We start from the raw sequence: 11,431 nt of genomic DNA, 5'->3' as shown, positions 1-11,431 counted from the left end.
ACGATATTCATTTAATGATGACACAATACGAAACCCTAGAATCAGATTCAATTTCGCCTTCATTAATCCGCCAAGACTTGGGTTTTCAAGGAAAAAAAAGAATTGAATTTCACACTCACACTAAAATGTCTAATTTAGACGCCATTAACAGTGCCAAAGAATATTTACAAATAGCAGAATCATGGGGACACGAAGCGATTGCTTTTACGGATCATGACGGCATTTATGCTTACCCTGAAATTAACGAACATGCCAAAAATAAAAAAATCAAAACTATTTATGGAGTGGAAGTTGATTTTATTGAAGAAAAACCTATTTATATCACCAATCAAAAAGAAGATAATTTAGAAAAAGATTTTGTTTTAAAAGAAGCTACTTATGTGGTTTTTGACTTGGAAACTACTGGATTATCTAATGTTCGTGACAAAATTATTGAAATCGCTGGAGTAAAAATTAAAAACGGAAACAAAATAGGCGAGTTTCAAAAATTTATCGACCCGCAACAAAAATTAACCAAAACTATCACCGATATTACCAATATTACGGATGAAATGCTTCAAGGACAACAAACAATTGACCAAGTTTTACCACAATTTTTAGCTTTTACCAAAGACTGTGTTTTAGTGGCTCACAACGCTTCTTTTGATATTAATTTTTTAAAAGAAAAAGCAAAAGAACTCAAAATATCTTTGGAACCACAACCCATTATTGATACCATGGCATTGTCTCAACGTTATTTCAGCAATCTTTTAAAATATTTTTCTTTAAAAAGATTGGCAACTTTTTTCAAAGTCAAATTAGAAGACCATCACCGTGCACTTGCGGATGCCACTGCCACAGCAGAAGTTTTTATCAAAATGATTGATCAATTGGCAGATCCAACCAAAGATCCCAAAGACGAACAAGTAATTACTTTTTTTGACTTACAAGAAAAAATCGATCCCAAATACGAAAGACCTTATCACATCAATATTTTGGTGGCTAATCAAACCGGTTATCGCAATCTTTTTGAACTTTTAAGCAACGCTTTAACTAAGGATTTTAACAAAAGCCCTCGTGTTTTAAAATCTAATTTAGCTAATTTAAGACAAGGTCTTTTAGTGGGTAGTGGTTGCATGAATAGCAATATTTTTGAAATAGCTCTCAATCAAAATATTTCCAAATTGAAAAAAGCTATTTCTTTTTACGATTACATCGAAGTGCAACCTCCCCAAGCTTATAAACATTTAATTCATGATTTAGGCAAAAACGGGCTTCAAATCATTGAAACTACTCTAAAAACCATCATAACAGAATCCCAAAAACAAGCAAAAATAGTAATTGCCACTGGGGACGTTCATTATATTCATCCTTGGGAAAAAGATTATCGCGAAATTTATATTAATGCCAAAATGGTAGGAGGTGGCTTACACAAATTATCTAGATACGAAAACAAAAACTTGCCAGAAAATCACCTTTTGACCACTCAAGAAATGATAGATGCATTTGCCTTTTTACAAGATGAAAAATTAATTTATGAAATTGTAATTGAAAATACTCATTTGCTTAATTCCAAAATTGAAAAAATCAAAGCTTTTTCTTCGGAACTATTTTCTTTCAAAGACGACGCTTTCAAAGCCAACTTACAAATACCAAGCATCAAAGAAGAAATTAAGCGTTTGGTTGATACAAAAGTTAAACAAATGTACGGCGCAACTCCCCACCCTTTAATTAAAGAAAGATTGGATCAAGAGTTAAAAAGTATTATCGGAGAGACAAAAAACGAAAAATCTAATCAAAATATTGCTCCTGTTTATTATTTATCACATTTATTAGTTAAAAATTCTTTGGAAAAAGGTTATTTAGTAGGCTCACGTGGTTCGATTGGTTCTTCTTTAGTAGCAACTATGTTAGAAATTACCGAAGTAAATCCGTTAAAACCACATTATTATTGTCCACAATGCAACTACACTATTGTCCAATTAAAACAACAAGAAAAAGAACAATATTACAACTCAGAAGAAGAAAAATACCACAACGAACTTGATAAGGTTTTTTCGGGATACGATTTGCCAAACATGCCTTGTCCCAAATGCGACACTCAGTTCAAAAAAGACGGTCATGACATCCCTTTTGAAACTTTTCTAGGCTTTGAAGGCAAAAAAACTCCTGATATTGATCTAAATTTTGCAGGTGATTACCAAAGCCAAGCCCACAATTACATTAAAGAATTATTAGGAGAAAAACACGCTTTTAGAGCAGGAACCATCCAGACTGTTGCCCAAAGAAACGCTTATGGCTATACGATGGGTTTTGTAGAAGAAAAACAAAAACAATGGCGCAAACAAAAAGTAGCCCAAATTGCCAACAAAATCGAAGGAGTTAAACGTTCTAATGGCCAGCATCCAGGAGGAATTGTTGTTGTGCCGCCCGATCGCAGTATTTATGAAGTAACTCCTGTCCAATATCCAGCTAATGACACCAATTGGAAAACCACTCATTTTGATTATCATTCCTTTGAGCAAAATCTTTTTAAATTAGACATTTTAGGACATGATGATCCTATGATGATTAAATTTTTGATGGATTATGTTAAAGAAAATCGAAGAATTTTCCCTTTCACAAGAGCCCAAGATATTCCTGTAGATGATCCCGAAGTTTATAAATTGTTTTCCAACGAATTCAAAATTGATTCTTCTGTAAATCCAGGAAATAAAATAACTATTGATTCTTTGGGTATTCCTGAATTTGGAACTATTTTTGTCAAACAAATGTTAAAAGATTTAACAACCGCTAAACAAAATTCACAAAAACAAGCAATTAAAATTAATTTTGCTGCTTTAGTAAAAATCTCAGGACTTTCACATGGAACTGATGTTTGGAACCAAAACGCCAGAGATGCTATCAACAAAACAGGCGAATTTGAAAAATACAAAAATAAAACAATTTCTTTTGATGATATAATTGGTTGTCGCGATGATATTATGTTACAACTACAAGAAAAAGGGCTTGATCCTTTAAAAGCTTTTGATATTATGGAATTTATCCGTAAAGGCAAACCCCAAGATGATTTTCAAACATGGAACAAATACAAACAAGAAATGAAAGACAAAGTAGAAGCTTGGTATATTGATTCTGCTGCTAAAATTAAATATTTATTCCCTAAAGCGCACGCCACTGCTTATGTTATTATGGCTTTGAGGATTGCGTGGTTTAAAATGCATGCACCATTAGCTTTTTATAGTGGTTATTTTTCTAAAAGAACAGAACAATTCGACCACCAAACCATGATTAGTAACGATATAAAAATTATTAAAGAAAAATTAAATAAGCTTGCAGAATTGAAAAAAAGTAAAAAAATCAAAGCCAAAGAAGATGCTTTAATCAATACTTTAAAAATTGCCGAAGAAATGGTACATCGTGGTTTTAAATTTTTAACTGTTGATTTTAATAAATCAGATGTTAGTGTTTTAAAAATAGAAGATGGTGGTTTTTTAAGGATGCCACTGCTTTCGCTTGATGGTCTAGGTTTGATTGCTGCTAATAAAATTGTAGAGGCGCGCGAAGAAAAACCATTTACTAAAGCTGATTTTGCCACTCGTTCTAAAATTAATAAAACCATTTTAGCCAAAGCAAAACAAGAAAACCTTTTAGATTCTTTAGAAGATGAATGAAATTAAAAAAACAAATAATAAATAAATTTGGTTAAATCCACAAAAATATTAAAGATGATTTTGCTATAATAAATCATTTTGCAAAAAATAAAAAAGGAGGTGATAAAATTGATACCAAATAAAAGATTAGTGTCAGGGATCAAACCAACGGGCGATCTTACTTTAGGAAATTATATTGGGGTTTTAAAACCTTTGCTATATTTGCAACAAAACTTAAAAAATTTTGATTTTTATCTTTTTATAGCTGACTTGCACGCCCTTACTTTTTATCAAGAACCCCAAACACTAAAACAACAAATCAAAAAAATAGCAGCTCTTTATTTGGCATCAGGGCTTGATCCTGAAAAAATAAATTTGTTTGTTCAATCTGAAGTAACACAACATACTTATTTGGGTTATCTCTTGGAATGCAATTCTTATTTTTCTGAACTACAAAGAATGATTCAATATAAGGAAAAAAGCAAAATTAATGCAGAAGGAATAAGGACTTCTTTATTTACTTACCCCACATTGATGGCAGCTGATATTTTGATGTATGATGCAAATTTAGTGCCTATTGGCAAAGATCAAAAACAACATTTAGAATTAACTAAAAACTTGGCTACAAGATTTAACAATTTATATGGTAATACTTTTGTTGTTCCGGAACCTTTTTTTAATCCGTTGGGTTCAAAAATAAAATCTTTGCAAAACCCTTTGAAAAAAATGAGTAAAAGTGATACGGAAAATCCTAAAAGCTATATTTTACTTTTGGATGATCATCAAATAATTAAAAGTAAAATTGCCCAAACTGTTACAGATTCCCAAAAAATAATTAAATATGATCCAGAAAATAAACCTGGAATTTCTAATCTTTTAACCATTTATGCTTCTTTAAAGCAAATTAGTATTTTTGAAAGTGAAAAACTTTTTCAAAAAAATAATTATAAAGAGTTAAAAAATAAAGTCGGTGAAGAAATAATTAATTTTGTTGTACCTTTGCAACAAAAATTTTATCAATTAATTAATAGTGCAAAATTGGATGATATTTTAAATAAAGGAGCTCAAAAAGCTTCCTTGATTGCAGAGAAAAAAATCCAACAGGTACGAAAAAAATTAGGTATTTCAAGATTTTGATGTATAATATTTATAAATAAAAAAGACAACCTTTTTAGGGTTGTCTTTTTTATTTAATAACTTTTTTTATTGTGTGCTTTAATTACTTGTTGTAAAGCTTTCCAAGGAAGACTTATACAAGCGACTCTTCCAGGAAAATTAATAAAATGTTTAAATAATAGTAATTCTTTGTCAAGTTGAGTTTCATCATATATTTGATTATTATTCATAGCTAAAAAATGATTTATTTTTTCTAATGTTTGTGGAATTTCTAGATTCTTAAGATGTATAGACATCAAACTTGCTGAAGCGCGACAAATAGCACAAGCTTGAGTTTCATATTTAATATCTATTAATTTTTGATTTGAGATTTTGATTTGTAATGAAATAGAATCACCACAAGAAACATTTTTATTAGTTATGTTTATAAAATCAGGGTCTTGGGAAAGTCCCCAATTTTGAGGTTCTTGATAATGTTTAATGATTAAATCACGATATAATTTATTTATTTCTAACATTTTAATGCCTTGAGTTATTTATTAAATTTGGAGAAAAAAGTTTGCGTTTTTTTTAAGTTTTTAATTAAAATATCAACGTCTTCTTGATTGTTGTGAATGCCTATAGAAACTCTAATTATACTTGTTTGTTTTAGTTTTTGAGTAGCTAAAAAAGCACAACATCTACCAGTTCTTACATAAATATTTTCCTGAGCTAAAAAAGCTTCTGCATCATGGGCATGAATTTGATTAAAGTTAAAAGTAATGATATTAGAAAAAGTTTGAGGATTATAAATTGTGATTTTAGGAATTTGTTTTAATTCTTTCATTATATTTTGATAAATCTTTTTTTCATGTTTTTGGATATTTTCAAAACCAATTTCTTCCACAAATTCCAAAGCTTTTTTAAAAGCAAGAATTCCTGAAATATTAGGAGTTCCTGATTCAAATTTATTAGGACCTTCGTTGAGTACAAAATGTTTTAAAGAAAATTCTTTAATGGAAGTTCCTCCAAATGAAGGAGGTTGTAATTGTTCTAATAAATGATTTTTGCCAAACAAAATCCCTATTCCAAAAGGACCGTATAATTTGTGGGATGAAAATGCTAAAAAATCTACATCTAAAAATTTAACGTCTATGGGTAGGTGACTTGATGATTGGGCAGAATCTAAAATAACTAAAGCGTTTTTTTTATGAGCTAAAGTTGTTATTTCTTTAATGGGAGTTTTGTACCCTAGTAAATTAGAAACATGAGTTAAAACAACTATTTTAGTTTTGTTTGTTAAAACCTTAGCAAAATTTTCTACAGTTATTTGATTCTGTTCGTTTAGGGGAACAAAAATTAATTTTGCTTTTTTTAGTTTGGCTTGTTTAAACCAAGGAAACACGGAAGAATTATGTTCTAATTCTGATGTAATAATTTCGTCACCTTCTTGAAGGGTTTCTCCTAAGCTTTGAGCTAATATATTTAAAGAATCAGTAGTTCCTTTAGTAAAAATAATTTCTTCTGGTTTGGAATTAATAAAATTAGCTGTTTTAATTCTTGTTTCGTTCATTAGTAAAGTGTTTTGATGAGACAAAACGCCAAAAGATTTGGTATTGAGTCCATTTGTGTTATAAAATCTAGTCAATTCATCTATTACTTTTTGAGGTTTTAAAGAAGTAGCAGCATTATCAAAGTAAACAATCTTGGGGTTGGTTTTGAAAATTGGGAAAAGACAGCGAAAAGGATTATTTTGCATTTTGGAAACCTCTTAATTTGTTAAGACATATTTTTTCATAAATGAATTAATAAAATAAATAAAAAGTTATTAATAATTAAAAGACTATTAAAGCGTTGTTTTTTTTGCCTTTTTTCAAAAGGACATATTTATCAAATAAAGTGTTTTTTTTGGTTATTGCAAAATCAAGGGATTTGATTTTTTGATTAAATAATTTAATAGTGTTGTCTTTGATAAATTCACGAGCTTCACTTTTAGAAGTTGCCAGTTTTGTTTGAACTAAAGCATCAACTAATAAAATATCTTCTTTTGTGGAATGACAAAACAAAGTTTTTTGCAATAAAATAAAATCTTTTTCTTGGAAAGATTCTTTTTTAGCATTAGAAAATAAAATTTGGTTAGTTTTTATACATTCTTGCAAAATATCTGAGGAATGAATTAAAGTAATAATGTTTTGGGTAAGAGCTTTTTGAGCTAATCTTTGTTGGGGGTTTTCCAAGGTGTTTTTTTCTAATTCCAAAATTTCTTGCTTGGGGATTAAAGTAAGCATTTTTAGATAATTGATTACTTCTTTATCAGAAACATTTAAAAAATATTGATAAATTTCATAAGGGGAAGTCATTGAAGGATTTACCCATAAAACCCCTTTTTCGCTTTTGCCAAATTTCGTTCCATCTGAATTTAACAAAAGAGGAGTGCTAATTCCTAGGGCATCGGATTTTTTTTCTAATTTTCTGATGAGTTCTAGTCCGCTTGTGATATTTCCCCACTGATCAGAACCGCCTAATTGTAATCTAACTTTATGATTTTTGTATAAATGATGAAAATCTAAAGATTGTAAAATCATATAAGAAAATTCAGTAAAAGAGATGCCAGAAGCAAGTCTTTTGGCTACTGCGTGTTTGGAAAGCATATAGTTAATGTTAAAAAGTTTTCCGTAGTTTCTGAGGAAAGAAATGATATCTATTTGAGAAAGCCATTGATAATTATTAACAAATTCTACTTGTTTGTTTAACAATATGTTTTTAAGTTGACATTCAATACTTTTAGCATTTTGCAATGAATTTTCTAAAGATAATAATTTTCTTTCTTCAGTTTCTTTGGGATCTCCTATTAAACCCGTAGCCCCACCTACTAAAATAACGGGTAGATGTCCTTGTCTTTGCATTAATAAAATCATTGTTATTTGAACTAAATGACCCACTGTTAAAGAATGAGAAGTAGGATCAAACCCACAGTAAAACTTAACTTGGTTGTTGTCTAATAATTCTTTAACTTGTGTTTCGTTACTACAATCTTTAATTAAATTACGCCATTTTAATTCTTCATAAAAAGACATTTTGGGCTCCTATTTTATTTTTAGAAATAATTTTCTTGGTTTTGAGAAAAATCATTAAAATAGGGTTTTTTTTAATAATTTTCTAAATTTTGTTTATTAAAAAAAGGGGGGAAAATATATTTAAAAAATGTTATTAAAGGTTTTTTATTATAAAAAAATGTATTTCTTTAAACAAAAAAACAATTTATCTTTGTTCTTTAATACGAGAAGCTTTAGAAGAAAGGTTGCGAACATAATGCAATTTGGCGCGACGAACAATACCACGACGAACTACTTCTATTTTCTCGTTAGTAGGGGAATGTACTGGGAAAGTTAATTCAATTCCTACACCAGCAAATATTTTTCTTACAGTAAAAGTTTCTGTAACTAATCTTCCTTGGCGTTTAATAACTAAACCTTCAAAAATTTGAACCCTTTTACGGTTTCCTTCATCAATTTTGATAAATACTTTAACTGTATCACCAGGTTTGAAAAAAGGGACATCTTTAAGTTGGTGCTGGTTAACTGATTCTATTAAATTTTGTCCTTTTAATTGAGACATAATTTTGCTCCTTTGTTGAATTCAAATAAATAATTATTGAATTATTTTTGTAATTCTTGTTTAATTTCTGTTAAAAGTTTGGTTTGTTCTAAAGTTAATTTTTTATTTTCCAAAAGATCAGGTCTTTTTTGTAAAGTTGCCTTCAAGCTTTCTTTTTGGCGCCAACATCTTATTTTGGCATGGTTTCCAGATAACAAAACAGCAGGCACTTCGTGATTCAAATAACTTTGCGGGCGGGTGTATTGAGGATGTTTAAGCAAACCTTGTTGATGGGAATCTTCAAGAAAAGATTGTTCTTTGATAACTTCTGGAAGCAGTCTTGTAATTGCATCAACCAAAACAGTAGCAGCAATTTCTCCTCCTGTCAAAACATAATCACCTATGGAAATTTCTGCATCAATATATTGCAATATTCTTGCATCAACCCCTTCATAATTACCGCATAAAATAATTAAATGAGTTTCTTTTTGAGCAAAATTAGTGGCATGTATTTGATTAAAAATTTTTCCTTGAGGAGATAATAAAATAACTTTGCTTTGGGGAGTTTTTATTTTTTGTAGACAATCAAAAAAAGGAGGGAAAGAAAGCAACATTCCAACTCCTCCTCCATAAACACTATCATCTACTTGATTATGTTTATTTTTGCTATAAGTTCTTAAATCATGAAGTTTTATTTGAACTTTTTTTTGTTCTAAAGCTCTTTTAATAATGGAAGTTTCGCAAAAACTTTTAAAAAAAAGCGGAAAAATAGTGATAATTTCAATAATCATAAAATTTAGTTTTTAACCGTTAAAGGCGCTTTCATTTATTTTTAAAATTAAGAAAAAAATTATTTTTCAACTTTAGTGTTAGTTTTTGCAACAAATTTACTTTTTTTAAATACTTTTTTGACTGTTTTAGTTGGTTGAGCGCCATTGGATAACCATTTTTGTACTTTGTTGTGGTCTAATTCAACAATATCTAAAATAGTGTCATAAGTTCCTAAAATTTCTAAAAATTTACCATCTCTAGCATTTTTAGATTCACTTGCAACTACTCTGTAAAAAGGTCTTTTATGCACTCCGAAACGTTGTAAACGCATTTTTATTGCCATAATAAAAACCCACTTTCTATTTTTTTATTAATCGTTTAATCGTAAATTAAAAAGTTCATCCTAAATATTATCACATAAAATAACTGAATTGTCAAGTGTTTTTGATAAAAAAGATTAGAGAAATGTTTTTTGATGAATTCTTAAAAAATAAAATCTTTTGAAGATTTTAATTGAGGTGAAAGATATTTCAGTACATTAAAAAATGTTTAAAAATCAACAACAATAAATAATAAAGGGAGTGATTTTAATGAAAAATAGTGTGCTTTGTTGTTTTCAACAAATAAAATATTAAAATTGTTCTAAGACAAGACAAAAAGAAAACCCAAAACAAATACTTTGGGAAATTATTTATTCTTTGAAATGCCTTTTTATCTTGGCTTTTCCTATAATTATTTTTTTTATATTGGTTATTGATTAAAAAAATAATTAACTTTGTATTTTTATTTTTTATTAATGAGGAGAACTAATAGGTATTTTGGTTAAATATCCATTGATAAATTCGTCGATGTTTCCATCCATTACTTGTTCTAATTGAAAAATTTCTTGATTAGTGCGGTGATCTTTAACCATTTTGTAAGGATGAAAAACATAGCTTCTAATTTGAGAACCCCAACCATTTTCTTTTTGGTCGCTTTGAAATTTTTTAGCATTTTCTTCTTTTTGTTTTTTTGATGCTAATTGAAATAACTTGGTTTTTAGCATTTGCAAAGCTTTTTCTTTGTTTTTGATCTGACTACGTTCATTTTGACAACCCACTACTAATCCTGTTGGCAAATGAGTTATTCTTACTGCTGAATCAGTAGTATTTACGTGTTGTCCGCCTGCACCACTACTTCTAAAAACATCAATTTTAAGATCTTCTGTTTTTAAATTAATTTTGATTTCTTCATTAATTTCTGGCAAAACATCGCAAGCTACAAAAGAAGTATGTCTTTTGGAATTAGCATCAAAAGGAGAAATTCTTACCAAACGATGAACTCCTTTTTCCGCTTTTAGATAACCATAAGCATAAGTTCCTTTAATTAATAAGGTAGCTGATTTGATTCCTGCTCCTTCACCTGGTTGATAATCAAGAATTTCGGTTTTAAAATTCTTTTTTTGAGCATATTTTTGATACATACGGAAAAGCATTTCGCACCAATCTTGCGATTCAGTACCTCCTGCTCCTGGATGGAATAATAAAATAGCATTGTTAATATCATAAGATTGATTCAAAAAAATTTTAATTTTGAAATCAAAAACGGCTTTAGTAAGGTTTTTTAATTCTTCTTCTAATAAAGCAGAAGTTTTATTTGGGCTTTCATTTAAATTAAATAAAGTTTCTAGATCCAAATAATTTTGTTTTAAAGTTTCTAAAGTAGTTTTTTTGTCTTGCAAGTCGTTGAATTGTTGGCTTATTGTAACAGCTTTTTGGGGGTATTTCCAAAAATCTTCTTTTTGCATGGCGTAATTTAATTTTTCAATTGTTTGATTGGTTTTTTTTATATCAAGGGCTTGTTTTAAATCTTGAAGGTTTTGATGCAAGTTTTGTAAAATTTGATTAATTTCGTATTTTTCCACAAATTAATTCCAAGGTTTTTTAGAAATTCTTACTTTTCTAGTTCTTCTTTTTTTAGAAGATTCATCATCGCTTGAATCATTGTTTAAAAAAACTTTTTGTTTGGGAGGCGTTTGAAAACTATCTGCGAAAGAAAACTTTAAAATAGTAGCAGTAATGTCGTTTGCAATTTTTGCAATCATGTTATTGAATAAAACTTGTCCTTCTTTTTGATACTCAATAAAAGAATCTTGTTGTCCGTAACTTACAAATCCAATTCCTTGTCTTAAAGAACTCATGTCATTGATGTGGCGTTGGTAGTAATTATCAATTATTTTTAATGTAATCCATTTAAGACCTTTTGCAAAATATTGAGCTTTATCAGGGTCTTTTTCAAAAAAATCTTTTTGAGATTGTAAAGTGTCTTTTACTTTTTGCAATAAATGTTGTTGAAAA

9 protein-coding genes and 1 pseudogene are annotated in these 11,431 nt (G+C 28.9%); 2 read left to right on the top strand and 8 right to left on the bottom strand.

Annotated features, from left to right (window positions below; genetic code table 11):
- The coding region (locus tag OYV_RS02445) for a PolC-type DNA polymerase III (RefSeq protein WP_042068113.1) at positions 1 to 3,653 on the top strand (3,653 nt) is incomplete at its 5' end.
- 111 nt (positions 3,654 to 3,764) lie between these two features.
- Positions 3,765 to 4,769, top strand: coding sequence for a tryptophan--tRNA ligase (gene trpS / locus OYV_RS02440; protein WP_042068112.1), 1,005 nt, complete (start codon positions 3,765 to 3,767; stop codon positions 4,767 to 4,769).
- Positions 4,770 to 4,822: 53 nt separating this feature from the next.
- Here trpS and sufU read toward each other — a convergent pair whose 3' ends face one another.
- The 8 genes and pseudogenes from sufU to OYV_RS02400 form a co-directional block, all read right to left on the bottom strand.
- Entirely contained in the window at positions 4,823 to 5,266 is a 444-nt protein-coding gene (gene sufU, locus OYV_RS02435) for a Fe-S cluster assembly sulfur transfer protein SufU (RefSeq protein WP_042068111.1), read from the bottom strand.
- A gap of 14 nt (positions 5,267 to 5,280) precedes the next feature.
- Positions 5,281 to 6,486 (bottom strand): aminotransferase class V-fold PLP-dependent enzyme, encoded by a 1,206-nt coding sequence (locus OYV_RS02430; protein WP_042068110.1) that lies wholly within the window; start codon positions 6,484 to 6,486, stop codon positions 5,281 to 5,283.
- A 76-nt stretch (positions 6,487 to 6,562) separates the two neighbouring features.
- Complete coding sequence (tyrS, locus tag OYV_RS02425) at positions 6,563 to 7,804, bottom strand: tyrosine--tRNA ligase (RefSeq protein ID WP_011160820.1); 1,242 nt, start codon at positions 7,802 to 7,804, stop codon at positions 6,563 to 6,565.
- 184 nt (positions 7,805 to 7,988) lie between these two features.
- Positions 7,989 to 8,345: a 50S ribosomal protein L19 gene (gene rplS, locus OYV_RS02420; RefSeq protein ID WP_011160821.1), complete on the bottom strand. Its 357-nt coding sequence runs from the start codon at positions 8,343 to 8,345 to the stop codon at positions 7,989 to 7,991.
- 41 nt (positions 8,346 to 8,386) lie between these two features.
- The gene (gene trmD / locus OYV_RS02415) at positions 8,387 to 9,115 is read right to left on the bottom strand and encodes a tRNA (guanosine(37)-N1)-methyltransferase TrmD (RefSeq protein ID WP_011160822.1); all 729 of its coding nucleotides are present in this window, start codon (positions 9,113 to 9,115) and stop codon (positions 8,387 to 8,389) included.
- Positions 9,116 to 9,174: 59 nt separating this feature from the next.
- Positions 9,175 to 9,438, bottom strand: coding sequence for a 30S ribosomal protein S16 (gene rpsP, locus OYV_RS02410; RefSeq protein ID WP_011160823.1), 264 nt, complete (start codon positions 9,436 to 9,438; stop codon positions 9,175 to 9,177).
- Between the two features lie 450 nt (positions 9,439 to 9,888).
- Positions 9,889 to 10,998: a peptide chain release factor 2 gene (gene prfB, locus OYV_RS02405; protein WP_011160824.1), complete on the bottom strand. Its 1,110-nt coding sequence runs from the start codon at positions 10,996 to 10,998 to the stop codon at positions 9,889 to 9,891.
- Between the two features lie 3 nt (positions 10,999 to 11,001).
- Positions 11,002 to 11,431 (bottom strand): annotated as a pseudogene (locus tag OYV_RS02400) (preprotein translocase subunit SecA); the annotation flags it as partial.

The organism is 'Chrysanthemum coronarium' phytoplasma (genome assembly GCF_000744065.1).
GTDB lineage: Bacteria > Bacillota_I > Bacilli_A > Acholeplasmatales > Acholeplasmataceae > Phytoplasma > Phytoplasma asteris.
The sequence above is the reverse complement of the archived record's forward strand: the minus strand, read 5'-3'. Positions and strand labels throughout refer to the sequence as shown.